General features: G+C 63.2%; 24 protein-coding genes and 1 tRNA gene. 5 read left to right on the forward strand and 20 right to left on the reverse strand.

Annotated features, from left to right (window positions below; all coding sequences use genetic code 11):
* Window positions 1-150: 150 nt before the first annotated feature.
* Both QQJ84_RS09415 and QQJ84_RS09420 read right to left on the reverse strand, forming a co-directional pair.
* Window positions 151-227 (reverse strand) — tRNA-Arg (locus QQJ84_RS09415).
* A 230-nt stretch (window positions 228-457) separates the two neighbouring features.
* Window positions 458-988: a glycine cleavage system protein R gene (locus QQJ84_RS09420; RefSeq protein WP_284257910.1), complete on the reverse strand. Its 531-nt coding sequence runs from the start codon at window positions 986-988 to the stop codon at window positions 458-460.
* Between the two features lie 109 nt (window positions 989-1,097).
* On the opposite strand from QQJ84_RS09420, the gene QQJ84_RS09425 reads away from it, so the two are divergent.
* A complete protein-coding gene (locus QQJ84_RS09425; protein ID WP_284257911.1) occupies window positions 1,098-2,129 on the forward strand; it encodes a histone deacetylase family protein in 1,032 nt (343 codons plus the stop codon).
* 129 nt (window positions 2,130-2,258) lie between these two features.
* Here QQJ84_RS09425 and QQJ84_RS09430 read toward each other — a convergent pair whose 3' ends face one another.
* Window positions 2,259-4,607 carry a beta strand repeat-containing protein gene (locus QQJ84_RS09430; protein WP_284257912.1) on the reverse strand — a complete coding sequence of 783 codons (2,349 nt, stop codon included), beginning with the start codon at window positions 4,605-4,607 and terminating at the stop codon, window positions 2,259-2,261.
* 280 nt (window positions 4,608-4,887) lie between these two features.
* Between QQJ84_RS09430 and QQJ84_RS09435 the strand changes: the two genes are divergently transcribed.
* The 3 genes from QQJ84_RS09435 to QQJ84_RS09445 all read left to right on the forward strand — a co-directional run bounded on the left by QQJ84_RS09435 (window position 4,888) and on the right by QQJ84_RS09445 (window position 7,042).
* Window positions 4,888-6,054, forward strand: a complete 1,167-nt coding sequence (locus tag QQJ84_RS09435) for an iron-containing alcohol dehydrogenase (RefSeq protein WP_284257913.1) — start codon at window positions 4,888-4,890, stop codon at window positions 6,052-6,054.
* Between the two features lie 35 nt (window positions 6,055-6,089).
* Window positions 6,090-6,728 carry a phosphorylase family protein gene (locus tag QQJ84_RS09440; RefSeq protein ID WP_284257914.1) on the forward strand — a complete coding sequence of 213 codons (639 nt, stop codon included), beginning with the start codon at window positions 6,090-6,092 and terminating at the stop codon, window positions 6,726-6,728.
* A gap of 119 nt (window positions 6,729-6,847) precedes the next feature.
* Complete coding sequence (locus QQJ84_RS09445) at window positions 6,848-7,042, forward strand: hypothetical protein (protein WP_284257915.1); 195 nt, start codon at window positions 6,848-6,850, stop codon at window positions 7,040-7,042.
* Window positions 7,043-7,044: 2 nt separating this feature from the next.
* Here the strand turns inward: QQJ84_RS09445 and QQJ84_RS09450 are convergent, their stop codons facing one another.
* From QQJ84_RS09450 to QQJ84_RS09495, 10 genes are all read right to left on the reverse strand, one after another.
* Window positions 7,045-8,034 carry an amidohydrolase family protein gene (locus QQJ84_RS09450; RefSeq protein ID WP_284257916.1) on the reverse strand — a complete coding sequence of 330 codons (990 nt, stop codon included), beginning with the start codon at window positions 8,032-8,034 and terminating at the stop codon, window positions 7,045-7,047.
* A gap of 3 nt (window positions 8,035-8,037) precedes the next feature.
* A complete protein-coding gene (locus QQJ84_RS09455; RefSeq protein ID WP_284257917.1) occupies window positions 8,038-8,862 on the reverse strand; it encodes an alpha/beta fold hydrolase in 825 nt (274 codons plus the stop codon).
* Window positions 8,863-8,914: 52 nt separating this feature from the next.
* Window positions 8,915-9,772, reverse strand: a complete 858-nt coding sequence (locus QQJ84_RS09460) for a VOC family protein (protein ID WP_284257918.1) — start codon at window positions 9,770-9,772, stop codon at window positions 8,915-8,917.
* Entirely contained in the window at window positions 9,769-10,644 is an 876-nt protein-coding gene (locus QQJ84_RS09465; RefSeq protein ID WP_284257919.1) for a VOC family protein, read from the reverse strand. Before QQJ84_RS09465 ends, QQJ84_RS09460 begins: the two co-directional genes overlap by 4 nt.
* Complete coding sequence (locus tag QQJ84_RS09470; protein ID WP_284257921.1) at window positions 10,631-11,287, reverse strand: TetR/AcrR family transcriptional regulator; 657 nt, start codon at window positions 11,285-11,287, stop codon at window positions 10,631-10,633. The genes QQJ84_RS09465 and QQJ84_RS09470 overlap by 14 nt, the downstream gene beginning before the upstream one ends.
* Complete coding sequence (locus QQJ84_RS09475; RefSeq protein WP_284257922.1) at window positions 11,274-11,585, reverse strand: non-heme iron oxygenase ferredoxin subunit; 312 nt, start codon at window positions 11,583-11,585, stop codon at window positions 11,274-11,276. Before QQJ84_RS09475 ends, QQJ84_RS09470 begins: the two co-directional genes overlap by 14 nt.
* Window positions 11,586-11,599: 14 nt before the next feature.
* Entirely contained in the window at window positions 11,600-12,364 is a 765-nt protein-coding gene (locus QQJ84_RS09480; RefSeq protein WP_284257923.1) for an SDR family NAD(P)-dependent oxidoreductase, read from the reverse strand.
* A 10-nt stretch (window positions 12,365-12,374) separates the two neighbouring features.
* Complete coding sequence (locus QQJ84_RS09485; RefSeq protein WP_284257924.1) at window positions 12,375-12,869, reverse strand: aromatic-ring-hydroxylating dioxygenase subunit beta; 495 nt, start codon at window positions 12,867-12,869, stop codon at window positions 12,375-12,377.
* On the reverse strand, window positions 12,866-14,131 hold the full coding sequence (locus QQJ84_RS09490) for an aromatic ring-hydroxylating oxygenase subunit alpha (RefSeq protein ID WP_284257925.1): 1,266 nt from the start codon (window positions 14,129-14,131) through the stop codon (window positions 12,866-12,868). Before QQJ84_RS09490 ends, QQJ84_RS09485 begins: the two co-directional genes overlap by 4 nt.
* Before the next feature lie 165 nt (window positions 14,132-14,296).
* Window positions 14,297-15,178 (reverse strand): LysR family transcriptional regulator, encoded by an 882-nt coding sequence (locus tag QQJ84_RS09495; RefSeq protein ID WP_284257926.1) that lies wholly within the window; start codon window positions 15,176-15,178, stop codon window positions 14,297-14,299.
* 136 nt (window positions 15,179-15,314) lie between these two features.
* Between QQJ84_RS09495 and QQJ84_RS09500 the strand changes: the two genes are divergently transcribed.
* The gene (locus tag QQJ84_RS09500; RefSeq protein ID WP_284257927.1) at window positions 15,315-16,481 is read left to right on the forward strand and encodes a TDT family transporter; all 1,167 of its coding nucleotides are present in this window, start codon (window positions 15,315-15,317) and stop codon (window positions 16,479-16,481) included.
* Window positions 16,482-16,647: 166 nt separating this feature from the next.
* Here the strand turns inward: QQJ84_RS09500 and QQJ84_RS09505 are convergent, their stop codons facing one another.
* Genes QQJ84_RS09505 through QQJ84_RS09535 form a run of 7 tightly spaced genes read right to left on the reverse strand, consistent with a single transcriptional unit; the run spans window position 16,648 to window position 22,635 of the window.
* Window positions 16,648-17,658 (reverse strand): zinc-binding alcohol dehydrogenase family protein, encoded by a 1,011-nt coding sequence (locus QQJ84_RS09505; protein WP_284257928.1) that lies wholly within the window; start codon window positions 17,656-17,658, stop codon window positions 16,648-16,650.
* Window positions 17,659-17,696: 38 nt separating this feature from the next.
* Window positions 17,697-18,404 carry a M48 family metallopeptidase gene (locus tag QQJ84_RS09510; protein WP_284257930.1) on the reverse strand — a complete coding sequence of 236 codons (708 nt, stop codon included), beginning with the start codon at window positions 18,402-18,404 and terminating at the stop codon, window positions 17,697-17,699.
* Window positions 18,401-18,850, reverse strand: a complete 450-nt coding sequence (locus QQJ84_RS09515; RefSeq protein ID WP_284257931.1) for a YcgN family cysteine cluster protein — start codon at window positions 18,848-18,850, stop codon at window positions 18,401-18,403. The genes QQJ84_RS09510 and QQJ84_RS09515 overlap by 4 nt, the downstream gene beginning before the upstream one ends.
* A 38-nt stretch (window positions 18,851-18,888) precedes the next feature.
* Entirely contained in the window at window positions 18,889-19,812 is a 924-nt protein-coding gene (locus QQJ84_RS09520; RefSeq protein WP_284257932.1) for a lysophospholipid acyltransferase family protein, read from the reverse strand.
* The gene (gene lpxK / locus QQJ84_RS09525; RefSeq protein ID WP_284257933.1) at window positions 19,809-20,750 is read right to left on the reverse strand and encodes a tetraacyldisaccharide 4'-kinase; all 942 of its coding nucleotides are present in this window, start codon (window positions 20,748-20,750) and stop codon (window positions 19,809-19,811) included. The genes QQJ84_RS09520 and lpxK overlap by 4 nt, the downstream gene beginning before the upstream one ends.
* Window positions 20,747-21,976 carry a 3-deoxy-D-manno-octulosonic acid transferase gene (locus tag QQJ84_RS09530; protein WP_284257934.1) on the reverse strand — a complete coding sequence of 410 codons (1,230 nt, stop codon included), beginning with the start codon at window positions 21,974-21,976 and terminating at the stop codon, window positions 20,747-20,749. The genes lpxK and QQJ84_RS09530 overlap by 4 nt, the downstream gene beginning before the upstream one ends.
* Entirely contained in the window at window positions 21,973-22,635 is a 663-nt protein-coding gene (locus QQJ84_RS09535) for a lysophospholipid acyltransferase family protein (protein ID WP_284257935.1), read from the reverse strand. Before QQJ84_RS09535 ends, QQJ84_RS09530 begins: the two co-directional genes overlap by 4 nt.
* Between the last annotated feature and the right edge of the window lie 6 nt (window positions 22,636-22,641).

Here is a 22,641-nt window from a genome sequence, read left to right on the forward strand (position 1 = left end):
ATCTCCTCGCGTAAAATGCCGAGAAAATTCTACTTATCAATCCCCTTAATGGCAGGGGGGATTACCAGCGGTCCAAAAGGAGTGCTGGCTAAAGCCGCAATGAACGACCTCCCGAACACGCCGGGGGAAGTTATTACTTTTGTTCGAGAATGGCGTCCCCGGCGGGATTCGAACCCACGGCCCCAGGATTAGGAATCCTGTGCTCTATCCTGCTGAGCTACGGAGACTTATCAAGGCGTTAACTGGCTTCTGAAGCTCAAAATCCAGTTTTGGTGTGTACATGATGTTCACGGGTGGTCTGGTGATGGCAGGCAAGGCGGTAGCAATGCGGTCTCTTTACCCTACCACTGAGGGCGAATCAAAGGTGAAGGTTTTAGCCGGTTCTCTACCTCCAGGTTCCCGCAGGAGAGCCTGCAATCTGCCGCGGGTGGCGCGCACGGGCTGGTTTTTTGCGCCATCAGTCGTCTTCGTTTTCGCTGGAGGTGAGGTCGACCATCATTTCCTCGGCGAGCCGTTCGAGGATTTTCTGGACGTCCTCAGTGGTGACGCTCCCGGGGACGCGCAGGCGCGCGGCGGCGCGGAACATGGTCTCGCCGGTGAAGGGGGCGCTTTCAATGCCGCTGCTGAACTCTTCAATATTGGCGCCGAGCTGGCCCAGGGCGTGGGTGACGTCGCGCACAATCCCCGGACGGTCCTGGCCGAGGAGTTCCAGGTCGAGGGTTCTGTAGCTGATTTCCGGTGGCGCGCTCGTGGTGCGTTCCACGGTGATCCGCAGCCCGGCTTCCTCCAGGCTGTGCAGGGCGGCGGTGAGGCCAGGGGCATTGGCGTCGGGCACGCTGATAAGCACGATTCCGGCGAATTCACCCGCTAGGCGCGCCAGCCGGCTCTCCAGCCAGCTTCCCTCGGCATCGGCGATTTTCTCGGAGATGGCGCTCACGAGGCCGGGTTTGTCGTGGGAAACGAATGTCAGCACGAGCGAAGTTGTCACGGCGCACCTCCTGGTTGTTTTGCTTCACGATACCATGAATGGCGGCCGCGGTGAACTCACCCGCCGCGCTGGTTGCGCGCGTGTTAAAATTGGCATTATCATGAATGGCATGAAAACAATTTTCAGCGCCGACCACCTGTTGCACCAGAGTCCGGGCGAGTTGATCTTTGGCGAATTTTTGCCGGCTTTTGAAAAACCGGAGCGCGCCGAGCTGGTATTGGGGCGGGTGAAAGAGGTCGGGCTGGGCGAGATACGCCCGCCAGAGAGCTTCCCCGTGAGCGCGATCACCCGCGTGCATGCGCCCGGGCTGGTGGCCCTGCTGCAGAGCGCGCAGGCGGAGTGGGAGGGGTTGGGCCGCACTGGGGCGGCATATCCTTATACCTGGATGTCGCGCGGCATGCGCGAGGATCGTGTGCCCGCCGGGCTGGATGGGCGACTCGCGTATTACAGTTTTGACTGTGGCACGCCGATTACCAAAACCAGCTGGCAGGCGATCAAATCCTCCGTTGATGTCGCGTTGAGCGGGGTGGCGTTGCTCAATTCGGGTGAGCGCGGGGCATTCTCGCTCTGCCGCCCGCCCGGGCACCACGCCGGGGCTGACCATTACGGCGGATATTGCTTCCTGAACAACGCCGCCATCGCCGCGCAAAAACTGCTGGACGATGGGGCGAAGCGGGTGGCGATCCTGGATGTGGATTACCACCACGGCAACGGTACCCAGCAGATTTTCTACCGGCGTGACGATGTGCTGCTGGTCTCCCTGCATGGGCACCCGGACCAGGAATATCCATATCTGCTGGGCTGGGAGGATGAAATTGGCGCGGGCGCGGGGGAGGGGTTCAACCTGAACTTTCCGTTGCGCTGGGGCACGGCCTGGCCTGAATGGTCAGCCGCGCTGGAAGCCGGGTTGAAGCGCATCACCGCCTATGGCGCGGATGCTGTTGTCGTTTCGTTAGGGGTGGACACCTATAAGGACGACCCGATTTCCCACTTCCTGCTTGAACATGAGCATTTCACGCAAATGGGCGCCCGCATCGCCAGCCTGCGCAAGCCGGTGCTCTTTGTGATGGAAGGCGGCTACGCCGTCGCGGAAATCGGCATCAACGCGGTGAACGTGCTCACAGGTTTTGAGGGAGCCTGAGGTTCACCGCGCTTTCGCCTATTGAATTAGAGCCTGATCGCTTTAGGTGTGATCAGGCTCTAGCCGTTTTTCTCAGGGCGATTCACGCTTTCGGCTCGCTCGGTTGAGCGAACCTCAAACGATCGCGCTTTAATGGGTAAATAGATTGCCGTTCTGGGTCACGCTCGTCAGCCCGGAGAAGATGAGCTGCGTGCCGTCATTGAGGGTGACGTTGAGCGAACCGCCAACCGTGGTTTCGCTCTGCACGCTCAGATTACTGGCCAGTTTCAGGCTGCCCTTGAATGTCTGCAGAACATCAACGCCGCCGCCGCCGGTGATGGAGATAAGGTCGGTTCCAACCGCCGCGGTGAAGAAGGTCTCATTTCCGGCGGCTGAAACAAGGGTGTTGTTGCCACCGCTGCCGCCGATGAGAACGTCATTGGTGCCGCCCGCGGCAAACAGATCGCCGCCGCCGCTCCCGCCATTCAGGCTGTTATTCCCGCCAAACCCGCCATACACGATGTTAGCGGTGCTGGCGCCGCCCGACATGGTTATGGCGGCATTGCTGGCACCACCGAGGATGGTGCTGGAGGTGCCGCTGGTGCCGATGAAGGTTAGTTTTTCGATGGCGTTGCCGGAGTTGCCGCCGATATGCACCCCGGGAATATCGGTCAGCGTTACTGATGTGCTGGCGTTGGCGATGATGGTGTCCGCGGCAAGATTGGTTTCCTGCAGGGCGATAAGGTTGTTGGCGCCGTTATTGATGATGGTGTTGCCGCCATAGACCTGGTCGCCGGCGGTCACGGTGTCGTTGGCGCCGGAGAGGGTGACGGCATTGCCGCCGAACAGGGTGATCTGCGCCGTGCCCTGGGTTTGCAGCAAGCTGTCCAGGCCGCCCAGAGAATACAGGCCGCTCTGCACGGTGAATGCGTTTTGCGTAAGCTGGTTGGGGGTAAAATTGGTCTCATAGGTGTAGGGGCTGCTGTCGGAGACTGTGTCCGATCCGCTCAGGTTGACCTGGTTGCCCGTGCCCATGAGCTGAAGGCTGATGTTCGATCCGGTGATGATGTTGTTGTTGGCCTGAACAACCATCTGCGCGCCATTGGTGCCGTTGATGGTGTTATTATCGCTCATCGCGACGAAGCTGTTGTTGCCGGAAACATTGATGGCGCCGCCCTGCGTGTTCACGCCGCTGCCGGCCTCGAGGATAAAGAGGTTGCCGCTGCCGCTTTCGTTCAACGTATCCTGGTTGGCGGCATAAATAATTCCGGTATTGCCGTTGCCCGTCACGTTGAGCGTGTTCTTCGCGTTCACGAACTTGCCGGTCATGCCGTTATAGAGGTCATCGGAGCCAAAGTTGATGACCGACCCGCTGATGCTGTCCTGCGAAATATTCGAACGGTCGGTCACCTGCACGGTATCATTGCCGGTGATGTTCACGAGGCTCGCGGCGGAAATGGAGAAATGATTGCCGCCGATTGAGTCGTTTATGGTCTCGCCGGCATTGGCCGTGACGCTGGCATTGGTGCCCATGACATTGATGGTCATGGGGGAGGGAGGGTTGATGATATCGATGATGGACGAGCCATCGTTATAGACCGTGCCAACCGATGAGTTCCCCGAAAGCACAACGACCGCCGCCGGTGCCGAGGGGCTCACCGTTAGCCCGGCACTGGTGACGGCGGAAACGGTATCGCCCGCACCCGAGGCGCTGACGGTTTCGCTGGTTCCCTGCGTGACCACGGATGACTGGCTGCCGCTGATGGAAATGGAATTATTGTAGCTCTGCGTGGAAACCGTGGTTTGCCCGCCGGAGGCGACGACGGTGTTGTTGTTGGTAAGGGAGGTAACGCTGGCGCCCGAACCGGTAATTGAGATCACGGCTCCCGGCGTTGTGTCGGTTCCCGCCGTTCCATTGCCATTGAGAAGATTATAGGGGATCGTTTGTCCCGGAATCGCTTCATTGACGAAGACGTTATTCTTGCCCGTATCGGTGATGCTTTTGGCAAGTACGGAGGTCACCGTGTCGTTATTGCCGTTGACCACGACATTGACGGCGCCAACGATAATATTCTCGTTGCTACCGTTGATCGTCATATTGCCGCCCAGATACAGGCTGTTGATCGTATTATAGGAGCCGTTGACGATCACATTCGCCGACTCAATTTTCTGGTTTGAAGCGATGGTGTTGTGGCTGCCGTTGATGGTGACCCCGCCGCCCTGAAACCCATAGTCCGCGACGATGTTGTAGTTGCCGCCTAGATAAAGACTGTCATAGCTCGAGGCGCCAAATGAAGGGATGCCCGCGGTGATGGTGCTGTTGGAGCCCGTGACGCTGATGAGCCCGTTGCTCCCGCTCAGTTTGATGCCGACATCCGAGGCGCTGCTCAGGACCGTATCGCCATCACCAGTGATCCCGACAGTGCCCGATTGCACGCTAATCGTTTTATAGCTGCCCGTGTAATAGGCCGACCCAGAAATAGTCACGATTGCGGTCATAACGGCTCCGTTCTTGGTCAAAGGCGATTGTTATTCAAGGTTGCATTGCAGCGTAAAATTACGTAATTTCTACCCAGAGTATATAAACACACAAGCAATATCACAGACAATTGAATTGAATAAGATGAATGAAAATTTAATAATTAAAGTTTAATTTTTGGGCTGTTCGGCCCAAAATGGGCTTGCAACAGCGGTCCGGGCTTGGGTTTTTCCATTTTTCCCATTGTGCGTTCACATTTTTTCGGTTGTTTAGGCGCAGAAACAGCACTCAGGCACCTCAATGACGCCCATATCCTTTCACGCGCCGCGGATTCTTGAAATTGGCGGCGGCGGCGTGGCCAAGGTTCCGGTGGTGCTGGCCCGGCTCGGTTTGGGGCGCCCGCTTATCGTCACCGATCCATTCATGGTTGCCTCGGGCCTGCTGGAGCGCCTGACGCAGCCGTTGCGCGCGGCGGGGCTGGTGGTCGATGTGTTTTCCGAGACGGTGCCTGAGCCGACGGATATGATCGTGGAGGCGGGGGTCGCGCGGATTCGGCCGGAGCATGACTGCCTGCTGGCCTTTGGCGGGGGCTCGCCGATAGACACCGCCAAGGCCATGAGCATTTTGGCCAGCAGGGGCGGAAAAATGCGCGACTACAAGGCCCCGGCCCTGGCCGATTCGGGGAAACTCCCGCTTATCGCCATTCCGACCACGGCGGGCACAGGCTCCGAGGTGACGCGCTTCACCGTGATTAGCGATGTTGAGCGCGATGAAAAAATGCTCATCGCCGGTTTGGGCGCGCTGCCGCTGGCGGCGATTGTTGACTACGAACTCACCTTTTCAATGCCCCCGCGTATCACCGCCGACACCGGGCTGGACAGTTTAACCCACGCTCTGGAGGCCTATGTTTCGCGCCGGGCCAATCCGCTCTCCGATGCGCTGGCCGAATCCGCCATGCGCCTGATCGGCGGCAATCTGCGTGCGGCGTTCCACGAGCCGCGCAATGCACAGGCCCGGGCCGCGATGATGCTGGGCGCGACACAGGCGGGGCTGGCGTTCTCCAACGCATCGGTTGCGCTGGTGCATGGCATGTCGCGCCCCATCGGCGCGCATTTTCATGTGCCGCATGGGCTCTCCAACGCCATGCTGCTCCCGGCGGTTACGCGCTTTTCGCTGTCCGCGGCGCTGCCGCGTTATGCCCAGGCATCCCGGCTGGCGGGGTTTGCCGGGGCGGGGGATGATGATGCATCCGCGGGCGCAAAGCTGTTGGCGGGGCTGGAGGCGCTGAATACCGAGCTTGATGTGCCCACGCCGGTGCAATTTGGTATCCCCGCCGCCGCCTGGCACGCCAGGACGCATTTGATGGCCGAGCAGGCGCTGGCCTCGGGCAGCCCGCAGAACAACCCGAAAATTCCCGATGTGGCTGAGATGGTTGCCCTTTACAGCGGATTGGTCCCGCAAGGATAATTTCCGCCCCGGGTTCGTTGTGATAAACGCATGATATGAAACATAGCAAAATTGGGTTTGTGACCGGCCTGGCCGCCGAGGCGGGGTTATTGCGCCAGACAGGTTTTTCAGTCGCGGTGGGCGGCGGCACCCCCGAGGGTGCCTTGCGCGCGGCGGAGGAGCTGGTGGCTGGCGGGGCGCAGGCGCTGGTGAGCTTCGGCTTGGCCGGCGGGTTGCGGCCTGGCCTGTTGCCCGGAACAGTGCTGGTGCCCTCCGCCGTATTTGAGAGCGCGCAGACCTATACATGCGACACATGGTTGATGGAGCTGCTGGGCGGCTCGACCGGCCGGCCGATGCTGGCGGGGCACCGGATCGCGGCTTCGGCCGGGGACAAGGCGCTGCTTTACCGCCGCGGCCGGGCCGATGCCATCGACCTTGAATCCGGTGCCGTTGCCCGTGCCGCCACGGCGCGGGGCATGCCCTTCGCGGTGTTGCGCGCGGTGGCGGACCCGGCGGAGCGCAATCTGCCCCGAGCCGCGCTGGCGGGGTTAAGGGATAACGGCGGGATCGACCTGGCGCGCGTTCTGCTTTCCGTGCTGCGCCATCCTGGGCAAATTCCTGAACTGCTTGAAGTGGGCAGAGACGCGGCGCGCGCGCGGCGCGCGCTCGTTGCGCGGGTAAGGCGGATCAAATAGAGGTGCTGGTTGCAATGTTTTACAATGCCGCCGGTTCGCCGCCCTAAACCTGCCTTAAATAGTGAGTATATTTGCTCTATAGCCGATGCTTACGGTCGAATATATTTAAGGAGTAACCAATGTCTTTCCGAACCATGAAATTTTCGTCACGCACCCTGGTCAAGGTTGCCGCCGTGGTTCTCGCGAGCGTTTCCCTGGCTGGTTGCGTGTATTATCCGGGCGGCTACGGCTATGGCCCAGGCTATGCGGTGGCGCCGCCGGTTGGCGTGGTTGTCGGCGGCGGTTGGGGCTGGCACGGCGGAGATGACGATTAAGGCTAACACCCAAGAAATCGCCGCGCGTTCTCCGTGCGCAGCAGGGTGAGTGTTTCTGGCGGCAGGCAAGCTGCCGCCAGAGCGCCAAGCGGATCGGCCTCCTGGATCTCAAAGGGGTAGTCCGTGCCGATCATCAATTGTGTCGCGCCGAATATATCCACGAGGTGGCGCAGGGTTGGCCCGTCATAGACCAGCGTATCATAATACAACCGCCGCGCGATTTTTACCGGTGATTCAGACATCAGCGTTTGTAACGGTTTGAGCGCCTGCCACCCGTGTTGCAGACGCGGCAGCACCGAGGCGAACGCGCCGCCGCCATGGCTGAAGGCGATTTTCAATCCGGGGAAGCGTGAGAGCATGCCGCCGGTCATCAGGCCGGAAATCGCCAGCGCCGTCTCGGTGGGGAAGGCCGCCACAGCACCCAGCACCGGCGGGCCGATCAGCCGGTCTAGCCCCGAAGGCTGAAACGCGTGCACGAAAACGGCCGCGCCGAGGTTTTCCGCCGCGGCGAAAAATGGCGTGAAACGCGCATCGCCAATCGGCACACCGGCAATGTTGGTGCCGATTTCCACGCCACGGAACCGGCCGTCGCGCATCAAATCCCGCAAAGCGGTTGCGGCCAGGGCGGGGTCCTGCAGGGGCACCATGCCAAGGCCGGTGAAGCGCGCTGGGGCAACCTCCACCATGGCGCCGATGGTGTTGTTCACCACCGCCGCCATCGCCCGCGCATCATCGGCGCTGAACTTATACGAGAGCAGCTCCGGCATTGGCGAGAGCGCCTGCCGCTGGATGCCATGGCGGTCCATATCCGCCAGTCTTTCTGCCGCGATGGACGTGCAGGTTGGCACGGTGCGAAAGATGCCGCCGCCGATCATCACATGCCGGTGCCCGCAGCCGGCCGGACAAATGGAAGGCCACGCCGCCTCGCCGGAATGCCCCGCATAGGCGGGGAACCCGGCGGGGACGATATGCGTGTGAATATCGGTGGCCATGCTTCAGCCCGTGAAGAAGTCGCGTGTCAGACGGGTGAAGTCAGCGCTCTTTTCAATCTGCGTCCAGTGGCCGCATTGGCCGAACACATGCAGCTGCGCCTTGGGAATAAGGTTAAGGAGTCGCAACGAAGATTCCAGCGGCACCACGCGGTCCTCGCGGCCGTGGATGAGCAGAACTTCCTTGTCCAGCGTGCGCAATTCGTCTTCGTCGCTGGCCAGCGCGTCCAGCCAGCGCTGGAAGGGGTGCGGAAACATGGTGCGGAAGGATTCCTGAAATCCCGGGCGGATGCTGGCCTCATAGCGAAGCTGCGCCAGCTCGTCAGTGACGATGGAGCGGTCATAGGCGAAAATATCCAGCAGGTTGCGCATGGCCTCGAATGATGGCTCATAGCCCCAAACCGCGGCGAGGCCTGGTGTCACCTCCCACTTCACCCCGGCCGCCCCCATCAGGATGATCTTGCCGACCCGCTCTGGATATTGCAACGCGAATGCCAAGGAAATACCGCCGCCGAACGAATTGCCGACCAGGTCCGCGCGTTCGATCCCGAGCGTATCCATCAGGTCTTTCACCTGCCGCACCCAGGTCTCCTTGGTGTAGGAAATGTTTTCCGGGCGGTCAGTGTAACCAAAACCCACCATGTCGGGCGCGACCACGCGGAAATCGCGCGCGAGCTGCGGGATGATCAGGCGCCAGTTGGCCCAGGCGGTAACGCCCGGCCCCGAGCCGTGGATGAAAATGACGGGCTTGCCCTCACCCTGGATGTGAACATTGGTGTTGTAGCCGCCGGTTTTGATGCTGTTTGCGATTTCCGGTGTGGTTGCGGTCATGTTTTTATAATCCCCAGTTGTTCGGATAAAAGCGCGTGGCCGCGCCATGATGTTAGACGCCCGGAATCAATCCGCCGGGTGTGGCCCCCCACATGCAGAAACTCAACGGTTCGCGCGTGAACTGGCGCGGGCGGTGCGTGGCCTCATCGGCGATTTCGCCAACGCCGCAGGAATATTCAAAGACCACGCCGTCAGGGCCTTTGAAATATAAAAACCGCGCGCCGGAAGTCGGGTGACGGCCGGGGCCGAATACGATGGGCACATTGTGTTCACGCAGGAAATAGTAAGAGCGCATCACGTCATCGACCTCGGCCACCTGATGGTTGATGTGCTGGATGCCGGGCTGGGCCGCCTGCACCAAAGCCAGCGTATGGTGAATGGCGTTGATGCGCATCAACGGAATATCGCCGATACGGTCGCTGACGCGGGCGTTGCAAACCTGCGTCCAAAAAACCTCGTCGCGCACGGGGTCGGTGGAGTTCAGGCCGACATGGTTGAATCCGGTAATCCCCGCATCACGGCTTGGAAAATGCCGCCTGGCGCTGAGTTGCGGGCGGGTCACCAGCTCGATCTGGTTGCCGGTGGGATCGCGGAAGTTGATAAATTCGCTGACATATCGCGCCTGCGCCTCCGCCGCCGAACCACGGCGCACCTTGTGCCGCAATGCCTCCAGCGCGGCGGCGGCGGCGTCTAGCGCGGCGGTGTTTTCGACCTCGAAGCCGATGATCTGCTCCTCCGGCGCGCCCTCAAAATAGCATAGCGAATGTGCGCGCTGGTCGGAGCGAAGATAAAGCGCATCGCGGCGGCGCTCGCGCACTTCCAGGCCCAGCACGCCGGTTGCGAAAGTCTCGGCGGTAGCAAGGTCCGCGGTGCCGAGCCGGACATAGCTGAGGTCTTTCAGTTCGATCATGGCGTTTGCCTTTTTGCGTGGTGCGGGTTGAGTTCCGGCAGTTCGGTGCAGATGCTGCCCCAGGCGCAGAACGCCTCCGCCGCCAGGGCGAATTGCCGGGGCGCGCGCGGCGCCGCCGGGGCGGCCGGGTGAACGAAGCTCCAGGCAAGCGCGCCTGGCCCCGCGAAGCGCAGGAAGCTGGAACCGGAGACGGCCTCCAGCCCCGGGCCGTGTACAATACGGGTTTGTTGGGCTTCCAGCCGGTAATTGTGCTGCATCAGGTAGTCGAAATCCGCCACCCCGAAGCCGATATACAACAGCCCGGCACGGTCTGATGGATACAGCGCGATGCGGTGATGCGCATCATCGAAGGCCAGATAAGTGATATCGCCAACCCGGCCGGCAACCCGCGCGCCGAGGAGGCTGGTCCATAGCCTGGTGTCGCGCGCCACATCCATACTGCGCAGGCCGATGCTGTGCAGGCCGGTGATGCCGCTGTCATGCGGCGGAAAAAAGCGGCTGGCCAAAAGCCGTGGGCGCAGCACAAGCTCCAGCGCATTGCCCGAGGCATCGCGCACCAGCAGCGCCTGCGCCACGCCGCGCTGTTCACAAAGCTCACGGTCCGCCCATGAACATATGAAACCCTCACGGGGCAGGGCGGCGGCGATTGCCGCCAGCGCGGCTTCATCCGCCACTTCCAGCCCGAGGCCCTGTTGCGCCTCGGCGGTCAGCGCCAGGCTCCACGCCGGCGGGCCGCTGCGCCAGCGGATTTCGCCTGCCACGTCCCCCGCGCGCTGCAATCCGAGCGTCGCCTCGGCGAACTGCGCCGCCGCGGCGGCATCAGCCACCGGCACGCGCGCGTAGCACAGCGCTGCCAGCCTAGCCTGCGTCATTGCCATCCTGCCTGTGTTTCTCGGCATAAAGCCGCACCATGCCGGCCCAGGTGGCAAAGCAGCGGTTCTGCCATTCGGTGTTGTCGTCCCACAGATTGCGTATTGAGTACCCGCGCACGATCGCCAGCGTCAGGCTGAGCAGTTCCGTGGCGATATCCTGGGGGATGCCCGCCGCGATGAACGCCTGTTTCCATGCGGCTTCCACCGGCAGCCGCGCGCGTTGGCTGATGGCGAGCACCGCCGTGCGTAATTGCGATGGCGGCTGGCTGGAGAGCACCAGATTCACCGCGACGAGAAAATATTCGCTGAAGAAAAATTCCTTGGCGTCTTCAATCACCATCTCGATCAGATCATGCGTTGAATCGCGTTGCGCCGCGCGCTGCCGGCTGGCCAGCATCTGGTTGTTGAAGGCATGTTCCACCAGCGCGATCACCAGCGTCTCCTTGGATTCGAAATGATGCTGCAACGCGCCCTTGGAAACCCCGGCCTCCTCCGCGACATCAGCCGTACGCAACGCGGCGTAGCCCTTACGCACGGTCAGCCGTGTGGCGGCTTGCAGAATGCGCTGTTTGGTCTCCTCGCTTCGCTCCTCCTGCGTGCGCCGCTTGCGCGCCGGGGGTTCGTGCGTGTCAGGCGTCAACATGGAGCACACCATCAATCTCGCTGACCGTGTAAGTCAGCAGGTTCTTATTGCACGGTGTCGTCACCACCTCGCCGGTGGTCACGTCAAAACTGCCAAAATGCCAGCTGCATTCTATGATGCAGCCGGTCAGAATGCCCTCCTCGGTGAGCGAGACCTCGCCATGCGTACACAGATCATCGGTCGCGTAGAATTTTCCATCGACGTTATAAATCGCAATCGCCCGCTCATCGGGCAACACCAATTTCTTCATTTCGCCCGGCGCCAGCGCGGCGGCCGTGAATGCAGCGAATGTGGTCAAGGCTCGGTTCTCCTTCAAAGCATTGTACTGCCGCCATTAACGCTGATGACCTGCCCCGTCACGAAGCCCGCTTCAGGTGAGGCCAGATAGCTGACCATGGAGGCAACCTCGCTCATTTCGGCCGCGCGGCCCATGGGGATGACGCTGATGAATTTTTTCGCCACCTCCGGCGCGCGGGCAATATACTCAGCCAGTTGCGGCGTATTCACCGCCGGGGGTGCCACGGTGTTGACGGTGATGCCATCGCCCGCGAACTCGCGCGCGAGCCCGGTGGTCAGCCCATGCACGCCGCCTTTGGCGGCATTATACGCGGCATGTTCCCACAGGCCGTTGCGCACTGAATCCGCGCCCATGTTGATGATGCGGCCATAGCCCTGCGCCTTCATATGCGGCAGCGTCAGCCATGTGGCCCACAGCACGGTCCATAAATTGCGGTCGATGGTGGTGCGCAAGGTCTCGGGCGTATGCTCCAGAAACGGGCGGATCACGCCTCCGCCCGCGTTGTTGACCAGAATGTCGATGCGCTCAAACCGCGCGATCGCGGCATTCACGGTCCGCTCCGCCACGTCCTGAAGCGAGAGATCTCCAGCCACGCTCACCGGTATGTGCGTCGGGTAGATGGTCAGGCGGCGGGCCGCGTCGGCCAGCCCGGCCTCGTCCATGTCGGCCAGCACGAGCTGCGCGCCATCGGCGGCAAGCCGCTGCGCGATAGCATAGCCGATGCCGCGCGCCGCCCCGGTGACGATGGCGACATTCCCTGAAAGCTTCGCTGGACTCATCGGCCGCCCCCTAAATGATGATGCTGATGCGGCATTGCGCGCGCAGCCCGTCGGAGGCCAGCATGGAGCGCTTCTCGCGGATTTTCAGCCCCGCGTCATCGCGCGCGAACTGGTAATAATGTGTGCCGAAATAGGTGTCGGTCACGGCATCCTTCGTGCGGTAGGTGATAAAGGCGGCGCTGGCGCTCAGGCTGTCTTCGCTCTGCGCCAAAATCCGCACGTTGCTGACCAGGCGCATGGTTTTGGAGCGCGGGAATTCCACATGCGCGGTCCGCTTCATCAACCGCTTCACCCGCTCGCTCAGGCGGAAATGATCGTCGGCGATATAGAACAAATTGTTCTCCGGCGAGGCCATGGGCGCCACGTCCGTCGAGGGCACATAATAAACGCCATCACCGGTGAACAGCGCCAGCCATTCCGGCAAGCGCCAGGTGTTCAGCAGCTCCGCCTCGGCGAACAGAAAATCTTCAATGTCGCTGCGTGTCAGCGGGGTTTTGTGGCTCATGCTTGGTCTCCAAACAGGCGGCGGTTCCACTCGGTCCAGAATGAGCGTGTCTGCGCCTCATCATCATAGGCCGGGGTTTGCCTGCCCATGCCGCGGGAAATATCATTCCAAGGGGCTTCTCTCATGTTGCTGAACCCGGCCTGGCATTGCTCCAGCGCCTCGATGTCGTCGGGCGTGGCAAAGCCGCCTGGCCCGAGGAATTCAAGAAAATTATAGAGCCGCGCCTGGCGGTCGTCGGCATGCTCGCCTTGCGGCGCCAGCGCCCAGCCGTTCACCGCCATCAGGTCGGGGGCCTTGGGGTAGAAGGTCCGCACCGTCACCGCCATGATGTCGTTGACCACGAGGTTGGGGAAAATGACCAGATTGCGGTTGCTATGGGCAATGCGCTCAGCGCGCGCCTCGCCGTGGCGCTCCACGAGTTTCTGGTAGATGGCATCGACGCGCGCCTTGCCCTCCTCGCCCCAGGCGGGAATCCACTGCGCGATCGGCCGGCCCCAGGGCGCCTTATATTCCACGACGCCATGGCCGTTGCCCAGCGCCCGGCCCGTACCGGAGAGCGCAATCGGCACCAGCCCGCCGGTGGTCGACTTCAGATAGTCCAGATAGGTCGCGTGGTTGGTTGCCGCGTGGTAGCCATCAAAACTGTTCTCGGCCAGCAGCTTCCAATTGGCGCGGATCGCATATTCCTGCGTGCCGCCGACAATGGCCATCCCCGCCTCCGAATGGTCGGCCACGAGTTCGAGATATTCCTTGGCGTTGCCAAGATAATCCTCAAGCGAAACGGCGTCCCTGTCGAAGTTCACGAACACAAATCCGCGAAAACACTCCAGCCGGGGCACATGTGTCATCTGCGTTTCCGGGCGCTGCTGGAAGTCCGGCTGATACGCATCCGCGCCGGGCAGGCCGCGCAGCGCGCCGTTGGTGCCGAAAACCCAGCCATGGTAGAAGCACTGAAAGGTTTTCGCGACACCGGAACGTTCCCGGCAAACCTGCGCGCCACGGTGCGGGCAGGCGTTGAGCATGGCGTTGAGCTTGCCCTGGTTGTCGCGCGTGAACAGCAGGTTGCGCCCGCCGACCGCGCGGGTCAGGAACGCGCCAGGCTCGCGCAGCTCACTTTCGTGGCCCAAATATAGCCAGCAATGGTCGAAAATACGGTCGTGCTCGGCCTGCAAAATGCCGGGATCAACAAAGTTGCGGCGCGCGACGTTGAATGTGCCTCGCGCGGTGTCGATTTTCACGGCCGGGCCAATGGCATGCGGCATGGGCGGTTCCTTCCTTGATTTTTTGTTCGTGGCGCCTGAGCGGTCCGCGGTTGTCGCTACATACAATCCATCCGGATGGTATGTCAATCGGGCAAAATTTAAACTTTACCGGGTCATACTGCCGCGCGCGGCCAGGCGCGGCCCCCGGCAAAAGTTTGGGAAGGTTCAGTCCGGCTGGATCAGCGCGCCAAACGCCGCCCCGGCGCGGCTGGGCGTGCGCTGTTTGTGGCGCAGCAGATGAAACGCGCGCTCGGGCAGGAGCAAATTCACCTGCCGGAGCAACCCAGCCTCCAGGCTGGGGGCGGCGACGGAGGCGGAAAGCGCCGTGGCGCCCAGCCCGGCTTCCACCGCGCCGCGCACCGCCTCGTTGGAGGGCAGTTCAAGCGCCACGCGCAAATTGCTGATATTCAGGCCAAAGCCGGCCAGGGCATGTTCGAATTCCGAGCGCGTCCCCGAACCCGGCTCGCGCAGCACCCACTCGCTTTGCGTCAGTTGCGCCGGCTCCAGCTTTTCCACGCTGGCCCATGGGTGGTCCGGCCCCACGACGAGCACCATGCTGTCACGCGCGACCTGCCGGCTCAACAGGCTCGGAGCCTCCACATTGCCTTCCACCAGCCCCATCTCGGCGATGCCCTCCAGCACCGCCCGCGCCACCTGGGTAGTGTTGCCCACGGTGAGTTCTATTTCGATGCCCGGATAGGCGCGCCGGAACGCCACCAGATGCCGGGGCAGCCAATAACTGGCGATGGTGTGGCTGGCCTGCACATGCAGCCGCCCGCGCGTGGCCCCGGCGAGGTCTTCCAACAGGGCCTGCGCGGCATCCGCCTGGGCCAGCACGGCGCGCGCCGCGCCCAGAAACTGCTCCCCCGCCTCGGTGAGCGCGATCCCCCGGCCGATCCGGTGAAATAATTTGGTGCCATGGCGTGCCTCCAGCGCGGCAATGGCGGCGCTCACGGCCGACTGCCCCAGCCCCAGTGCCGCCGCCGCCCTGGTGACATGCGCGCGCTCGGCCACGGCGATAAAAATACGTAGTTGTTCAAGGGTCATGGCCGGTTCCTCTCGAAGCAAAAGCTTCAGCTCAACGCGAAATTAACCATTTAATTAGATTGAAACAATAAAAACATTCGGTTTTATTAAAGTAATCCAGCGCTGTATGGTCATTTTCAAATCATTGAGGACCCTCATGTCTTTCCATCTGTCCAAACCATTCTCGCACCACCCGCATCCGCGCGAAATCGTCAGGCAATTCACCCCGAACTGGTTTACCGTGACAATGGGAACCGGCGTGGTGTCGCTGGCGCTCAACCTCTTCCCGCTGCATCTGTCCTTGCTGCACCAGATCGCGGTTGGGCTGTGGCTGCTCAACATCCCGCTGTTTGTGCTCTGCACGGTGCTTTATCTGGCCCGCTGGATATTTTTCCCGCGCGATGCCATGCCGATTTTCACCCATTCGGTGATGCCGATGTTTCTGGGGGCGATCCCCATGGGGCTGGCGACGATCATCAACGGGTTTCTCGCCTTCGGAATTGCCCTGATCGGGTCGCGGGCGGTCGGCATCGCGCTCACGCTCTGGTGGATCGACGCGGCGCTGGCCATCGGTATCGGCCTTCTCGTGCCCTTCCTCATGTTCACCCGCCAGACGCATAGTTTTGAATCCATGACGGCGATCTGGCTGCTGCCGATTGTTCCCGCAGAAGTGACAGCGGCCAGCGGCGGGTTGCTGCTGGTGCATCTGGCCAGCCCCGTGGCCGCCGCGCATATGTTGTTTCTCAGTTATGTACTCTGGGCTTTTTCGGTGCCGCTGGCGTGCGGCGTGCTGGTGGTGCTGTTCCTGCGGATGGTGCTGCACAAATTGCCCAAGCGGGACATGGCGGTTTCAAGCTGGCTGGCCCTGGGGCCGCTCGGCACTGGCGCCCTGGGCCTGCTGGTGCTGGGGCATGATGCGCCGGGTGTTCTGGCCGGGCTTGGCATGGCCGACATCGGCGCCGTCGCGCATGGCCTGGGTATTTTCGGCGGGTTAGTGTTCTGGGGCTATGGCGCATGGTGGCTGTTCATGGCCGTGGGCATCACCCTCACTTATCTGGATGAGGGCCTGCCCTTCAACATGGGCTGGTGGGGGTTCACCTTCCCGCTCGGCGTGTTCACTTTGGCCACGCTTAACCTTGGTGTGCAGACAGGCATGGGTTTCTTCACCGATTTTGGTGGATGCCTCGTGGTGGTTCTCGTTGGCTTCTGGATCATGGTTTCCGCCCGCACGCTGGCCGGCGGCTATCGCGGCTATCTGTTCGTCTCGCCCTGCCTCGCCAGCCGCAACGCGATGCTCTCGCCCGAGACGGGGTTGAACAGTTAGAGCGCGATCGTTTGAGGTTCGCTCAACCGAGCGAGCCGAAAGCGTGAATCGCCCTCAGAAAAACGGCTAGAGACTGATCGCACTTAAAGCGATCAGTCTCTAGCGCAATAGGTTCGAATTGGCGCAGGAGCGCCAATTCGAACCCGCTCCAAAAGCCCGCCGGCGCTCAGAAACCTTCGAGCACGATCTTGCCGCGAACCGAACCCGCTTCGATCGCGCCATGCGCGCGCTTCAGATTCGCCGCGTTGATCTTGCCATAGTTCTCGGTCATCGTGCTGCGCAGCGTGCCATTGTCGACCAGATGCGCAATGGCCTCCAGCGTGCGGTGCTGCGCGGTGATCTGGGGTGATTTCAAAATACCGCGAGCGAAAATATACTCCGTGTGCAAAGTGCCTGACTTTTTGATCAGCGCGGAAATATCCAAGGCCGTGGCGTCAGATTCGATAATGCCGATGGCGCCTTCGGGGGCCAGCAGCTCGGTGAGTTTCTTGAAATGCTGCCGTTGATGCGTGACACAGAAAATATGTTCCGGCGCATTCAGGCTGAATTGCGAAAACTGCGTCGCCAGATCGTGCTGGTGGTTGAATACGTGGTGCGCGCCCAGGGCGCGGCACCAGTCGGCGGTTTCGGGGCGGGCGGCGGTGGCCACCACGGTGTGGCCGGTAAGCTGGGCGGCAAGCTGAATCGCCATTGAGCCGACGCCGCCAGCCCCGCCGACGATAAGCAGTATGCCTCCGGCGGCGCGCGCGCGCGGCAGGTTGAAACGGTCGAACAACATTTCCCACGCGGTCAGCGCGGTTAGCGGCAGCGCCGCCGCCTGTGCGAAACCCAGGGATTTCGGCTTGTGGCCCACAATGCGGTCATCAACCAGATGAAACTCCGCATTCGTCCCCGGCCGCGTGGGCACGCCGGCATAATAAACCTCATCACCCACTGAAAAATGCTGAACCTCGGGGCCGATTTCGCGCACGATGCCCGCGGCATCAAACCCCAGCACACGCGGCTCACCCAAAGGCTCGCCGGAGAGGCGCAGTTTGGTGTCCACCGGATTAACCGAAACCGCTTTCACCTCCACCAACAGATCATGCCGCCGGGGAACGGGCATTGGCAGGTCGACATCCTCCAGCGAGTCAAAGGCCGTAATGGGTTTTGAATGGGTAAAGGCGACAGCTTTCACGACGCGGACCTTTCAGGTTTTTTTTTAAGTTAGTACCGTCAGCCGATCCTCAACAGTGCGGGACCATGCGTGCCCAGCCATGCGCTGGCGGCAATGCGGTGGGCGGTCAGTTGTTCGGTCAGCGCCCAGAACTGCCGCCCGTGGTTCATGTGGCGCAAATGCGCAACCTCATGCCCGACGACATAATCCTGCACGAATTCGGGCGCGCAGATCAGCCGCCAGCAGAAGGCCAGCGTGCCATCCGGCGCGCAGGAACCCCAGCGGGTGCGCGTGTCCTTCACCCGCACGCATCGGGGGGTAACCCCGGCATGCCGCGCCTTCTCGGCGGCGAGCGCGGTGAGCCGCTGGCGCGCCAGGCGGCGCAGGCAATCTGCCACGCGGCGGCTTAAAAATTCCGGTTCCCCGGTGACCAGGATTTCCCGCCCCTCAATCCACGCGCCGCCCCGCCCGGCGGGCACGGGGCGGATGACATGCTCAATCCCATGCACCGGCACCATCGCGCCAGGCAGGAAGGGCAGGGCGCGGGGCAGGGCGGCGAGTTTTTCCGCCACCCACGCCTCATGAGTCTGCAACAAGGCGAGGCCCGCCCGGCGTGAGGCGCGCGGCGGCAAGGTGATAACGATGCCGCCCTGCGCCGGGTCGATCCGCAGGGAGATTTTCGCAGCACGCACCGAACGCCGGAACGCCACCGGCGCCAGCGCGCCCTGCACCGGCACCATCTCGGTGGTGAGCTCGTTGTTTTTCATCGCCGTACCCTGGGCAGCTTGCCGGGCCATTCGACGATATGGTGCTCCAGCGGCCCGGCGTCGCGCTCGCTCAGCGCCCGCCCGGCCACGCTGGCGCCGGCCTCGACAACACTTTCCGCCCGGCCCGTGATGAGCGGATGCCAGGGCGGCAGGTCCTTGCCTTCCCCCAGCCTTCGGTAGGCGCAGCTGGGCGGCAGCCAGTCAACGGTCTTCAGCTTCCTGGGCGTGAGCTGCACGCAATCGGGGATTTTGGTTCGCCGGTTGGCATAGTCCGAGCAACGGGAGGTGTTCAGGTCCAGCAGGCGGCAGGCGACATTGGTGAAGCTCACCTCATCGGTATCCTCATCGCGCAATTTATGCAGGCAGCAGCGCCCGCAGCCGTCGCAGAGCGACTCCCACTCCGCCTTGCTCATCTCCGCTAATGTCTTGGTGCGCCAGAAGGTCATGCGCGCATCTTACCGCGTGGCGGGGCAATTGGCACCGGCTATTTGTACAAGGCTTTTGGCCAGCGGCGATGCAGCCAGAGCCAGGCGCCGGGCTTCTCGCGGATCCAGCGCTCCAGAATGCGGTTCATTTCGGCCGTCATGGCGGCCACGTCGGTGTCGCGGCCGCCGGTGTCAGGGGCGGTCATCGGCGGGTCGCAGATCACCTGCAGCCGCGCCGGGCCGATACGCACCACATGCACCGGCAGCACCGGGCATTTGAACTTGATCGCGAAGCTGGCCATGGCCGAGGCCGTCATCGCCGGAATGCCGAACAATGGCACGGAAATGCCGTTGTCGAGCTTCTGGTCGACCAGCATGCCCAGATGCCCGCCGCGCGCCAGATGCGCATAGGCCTGCCGCGCCCCGGCGCCGCCCTTGGCGAACATGATGATCTTGCGGCCGAAATTGGCCTCGCGCAGGCGCAGGATGATATCATCCACCAGCTTGTTGCTGGCGGCGCGGTACATGAAGCCGATATCCACCCCGCGCGAGAACGCCGCCGGGGGAATGATCTCCCAGTTGCCGATATGCCCGGTGAAAAAAATCGCCGGGCCGCCCTTGGCCAGCGCCGGGGCGACATGCTCCTCCCAGCCGGTGACGATATAGCCCGGGCCGGATTCGCTTTGGTGCAGCTCGCCGATGCGGGTGAGTTCCGCCACGGTCTGGCCGAGGTTGTCCCATACCTCGCCGATGATCTTGCGGCGCTGCGCGGCGTCCAGCTCGGGCATCGCCATGCGTAGGTTTTTATCGGCGATTTTCGAGACCGGGATGAGCGGCCCAAGCACGCGCGCCACGCCGCCCGCGATTCGGGCCGAGGTGGCGGGTGCCAGGTTGCGCAACAGGCCGAGCACGCCGCGCACCAGCAGCGCCTCGGCGCGGTGCGCCAGTTTCACCTCGCGGTGCGCCAGCTTCACCTCACTCATTTCAACAAAGCCTCCAACGCCGCCTCGTTCTCCCATTGCAGGCGCACACTCACCAGCAGACTTGCCGCGCGCAGCCGCGGCGGCAGTTTCACGTAATCCTTCGCGGTCGTCACCAGAGTTGCCCCCAGCTCCGCCGCCTCATTCAGCAGCCGTGCCGAATCGAGCGCAGTGTATACATGATGATCGGGGAAGGCATGGGTGGCCGCAATATCCGCGCCCAGCGAGAGCACCGAGCGGAAAAATTTCTCCGGCCGTCCGATCCCGGCATAGGCGATCACCCGTCGGCGGCTCAGGCTCCGCGCGCAATCGGGCACCAGCGCGGCGCGCAACACCGGCAGGCCGGGCGGCAGAGCGGCCAGGGCGCCGGTTTCATCAGCGCCTATGAGCACCGCCGCCTGGCAGCGCGCGGCGGCGCTGGCCACGGGTTCGCGCAGGGGGCCCGCCGGCAGCAGCATGCCATTGCCAAAGCCATACCCGCCGTCGACCACCAATACGGAGAGGGTTTTCACCAGCGAGGGGTTTTGCAGCCCATCGTCCATCACCACCACGGCGGCGCCCTCGGCCAGCGCCAGCTTGGCCCCGGCGGCGCGGTCGCGCGCCACGATGGTGGGGGCGGCGGCGGCAAGCAGCAGCGCCTCGTCTCCCACATCGGCGGCGGTGTGGACGGAGGGATCCACCAGGACCGGCCCAGCCAGCCGTCCGCCGTAGCCGCGCGTGAGCGCGAAGGCGGGGCCTTTCAGCCGGGAGAGGAAATCCAGCACCACCGTGGTTTTGCCCGCCCCGCCCGCCCCGGCGTTGCCGGCGCAGATGATCTTGATGCCGGGGTTGAACCCGGCCTTGCCAACGCGCCGGGCGGTGAGCATGGCGGTGATGGCGCCAAGCGGGCTGAGCGCATAGGCCAGAATGCCGCGTTTGGCCCAGAAGGCGGGCGTTTTCATGGTATGGCGGCCAGGATCAACCCGGCTAGCCGGGCGGGCAGGTTCTCCGCCGCGTCGAACGCCGCCTGCGCGGCGGCTCCGGCGGCTTGCGCGGCGGCGGGGTTGTCCAGCCAGGCCCGCGCGGCGGCGGCGAGGCCGGGAGCATCCGCCACCTCCACCAATGCGCCCGCGTCGCGCAGCCGGGCGGCGGCCTCGACAAAATTCTCATTATGCGGCCCGGTGATGACCGGGCGGGCCAGCAGCGCGGGTTCGATGACGTTGTGCCCGCCAAAACCCGCCAGCGAATTGCCGATAAAGGCGAACGGCGCGGCGCGGAAAAACAGCCCGAGTTCGCCCAGCGTATCCGCCACATAGATTTTTCCCGGCCGCGGGGCCTCGCGCAGGCTGCGGCGCGGCGCGGCGGCCAGGGCGGCCACTTCCGCGCCACGCTCGGGGTGGCGCGGGGCGATGATGGTGACCAAATCTGGATGGGCTTCCAGCAAGGCTTCATGCGCCTGCAGGACGAGAATTTCCTCACCGGGATGCGTGCTGGCGGCAAGCCACACCGGGCCGGGGATCTCGCGGCGCAGCGTGGCCAGGGCGGCGGCCTCCACCGGAAGTTTGGGGGCAAAGAATTTCAGATTGCCCCATTCGAGCACATTGCCCACGCCAAGGCCGCGCAGATTGGCGGCATCGCCCGGCGATTGCGCGTGAACGGCGCGAAACCCGCCAAGCAGACGCATGGCCAGAGGCGGCAGCCACCGCCATTTGGCGGCCGAACGGGCGGAGATGCGCGCGTTGATGAGCAGGCGCGGGATGCCCCTGGCGTCGCAGGCGGTGAGCATTCCCGGCCAGATTTCACTCTCCACGAACACCGCCGCCTCCGGCCGCCAGTGATCCAGAAAACGCCTCACCCAAACGGGATGATCCAGCGGCACGAACTGGTGGCGGGCAAAGCCGGGCAGGCGTCCGGCCGCGAGCCTGGCGGAGGTGAGGGTGCCGGTGGTGAGCAGAACCTGCGCCCGCCCCGCCAGCGCGCGGATCACCGGGAGGACCGACATCGTCTCCCCCACGCTGGCGGCGTGGAACCAGACGAGCGTTCCCTCAGGGCGGGGCAGGGAGGCAATGCCGAAACGCTCACTCAGGCGGGCCGGGTCTTCCTTGCCCTTGCTCACCCGGCGCGCAAGCATACGGCGCAGCGCCGGTGCGGCGAGGCGCATGGCGGCGTTGTAGGAGGGCAGGATCATAGCAGCTCCGCCGCGCGGTCCATCACGGCGTTAAGCGCGGCGGTGACGGCGGGAACACCCGCCGGCCAGTCATCCCGCGCAACGGTAATCGGCGCGCCGCAGACCAGGGCGCCACGGCCAAAGGGCAGCGGCAGGCGCATTTTGTCCCAGGAGTCGAGGGTTTTGGCGCGCGAGGTGAGGGCGCCGCAGGGCAGGATCTGCGCCCCGCTGAGGCTGGCAAGCTGGGCGACGCCGGGAGCTGCAACACGCCGCGGGCCGCGCGGGCCGTCAGGCGTGAGGCCCACATGCATGCCATTGGAAAGGGCCTTGATGAGCCCGCGCAACCCCGCCGCGCCGCCGCGCGAGGAGGAGCCAGAAACCAGGGCGATGCCCATATGCTGCACCGCCTGGCCGATGAGCTGGCCGTCACGGTGCTGGCTGGCCAGCACCACGGCCGGGCGGGTCATCCCCAGGCGTTTGGCGCGCAGCCAGAAAATGGGCATCGAAGGGAGCGATTCGTGCCAAAACACCACGATGAGAGGCTTGTCCCCCGCCATCAGGCGCAGATGCGACTCGCCCTCCACCCGCCAGCGCAGCGTGCGCGCGACCAGGGTGAGGTAACGCGCGGCAGCCCAGGCGATGAACGCCTGGGCAGGGGCGGATTGGTAGAACTTCTTCACAAACGC

It is taken from the genome of Acidocella aquatica (assembly GCF_030160635.1).
GTDB classification, from domain to species: Bacteria; Pseudomonadota; Alphaproteobacteria; order Acetobacterales; family Acetobacteraceae; genus Acidocella; species Acidocella aquatica.

What these genes read in the sequence shown, in the direction of transcription:
- QQJ84_RS09430 (WP_284257912.1), bottom strand. Translation starts at nt 4,607, where the DNA reads ATGACCGCAATCGTGACTATTTCTGGGTCGGCCTATTACACGGGCAGC.
- QQJ84_RS09435 (WP_284257913.1), top strand. Translation starts at nt 4,888, where the DNA reads ATGACGCCCATATCCTTTCACGCGCCGCGGATTCTTGAAATTGGCGGC.
- QQJ84_RS09480 (WP_284257923.1), bottom strand. Translation starts at nt 12,364, where the DNA reads ATGAGTCCAGCGAAGCTTTCAGGGAATGTCGCCATCGTCACCGGGGCG.
- QQJ84_RS09465 (WP_284257919.1), bottom strand. Translation starts at nt 10,644, where the DNA reads ATGACGCAGGCTAGGCTGGCAGCGCTGTGCTACGCGCGCGTGCCGGTG.
- QQJ84_RS09485 (WP_284257924.1), bottom strand. Translation starts at nt 12,869, where the DNA reads ATGAGCCACAAAACCCCGCTGACACGCAGCGACATTGAAGATTTTCTG.
- QQJ84_RS09515 (WP_284257931.1), bottom strand. Translation starts at nt 18,850, where the DNA reads ATGACCTTCTGGCGCACCAAGACATTAGCGGAGATGAGCAAGGCGGAG.
- QQJ84_RS09490 (WP_284257925.1), bottom strand. Translation starts at nt 14,131, where the DNA reads ATGCCGCATGCCATTGGCCCGGCCGTGAAAATCGACACCGCGCGAGGC.
- QQJ84_RS09445 (WP_284257915.1), top strand. Translation starts at nt 6,848, where the DNA reads ATGTCTTTCCGAACCATGAAATTTTCGTCACGCACCCTGGTCAAGGTT.
- QQJ84_RS09455 (WP_284257917.1), bottom strand. Translation starts at nt 8,862, where the DNA reads ATGACCGCAACCACACCGGAAATCGCAAACAGCATCAAAACCGGCGGC.
- QQJ84_RS09460 (WP_284257918.1), bottom strand. Translation starts at nt 9,772, where the DNA reads ATGATCGAACTGAAAGACCTCAGCTATGTCCGGCTCGGCACCGCGGAC.
- QQJ84_RS09450 (WP_284257916.1), bottom strand. Translation starts at nt 8,034, where the DNA reads ATGGCCACCGATATTCACACGCATATCGTCCCCGCCGGGTTCCCCGCC.
- QQJ84_RS09500 (WP_284257927.1), top strand. Translation starts at nt 15,315, where the DNA reads ATGTCTTTCCATCTGTCCAAACCATTCTCGCACCACCCGCATCCGCGC.
- lpxK (WP_284257933.1), bottom strand. Translation starts at nt 20,750, where the DNA reads ATGAAAACGCCCGCCTTCTGGGCCAAACGCGGCATTCTGGCCTATGCG.
- QQJ84_RS09470 (WP_284257921.1), bottom strand. Translation starts at nt 11,287, where the DNA reads ATGTTGACGCCTGACACGCACGAACCCCCGGCGCGCAAGCGGCGCACG.
- QQJ84_RS09440 (WP_284257914.1), top strand. Translation starts at nt 6,090, where the DNA reads ATGAAACATAGCAAAATTGGGTTTGTGACCGGCCTGGCCGCCGAGGCG.
- QQJ84_RS09520 (WP_284257932.1), bottom strand. Translation starts at nt 19,812, where the DNA reads ATGAGTGAGGTGAAGCTGGCGCACCGCGAGGTGAAACTGGCGCACCGC.
- QQJ84_RS09510 (WP_284257930.1), bottom strand. Translation starts at nt 18,404, where the DNA reads ATGAAAAACAACGAGCTCACCACCGAGATGGTGCCGGTGCAGGGCGCG.
- QQJ84_RS09495 (WP_284257926.1), bottom strand. Translation starts at nt 15,178, where the DNA reads ATGACCCTTGAACAACTACGTATTTTTATCGCCGTGGCCGAGCGCGCG.
- QQJ84_RS09425 (WP_284257911.1), top strand. Translation starts at nt 1,098, where the DNA reads ATGAAAACAATTTTCAGCGCCGACCACCTGTTGCACCAGAGTCCGGGC.
- QQJ84_RS09530 (WP_284257934.1), bottom strand. Translation starts at nt 21,976, where the DNA reads ATGATCCTGCCCTCCTACAACGCCGCCATGCGCCTCGCCGCACCGGCG.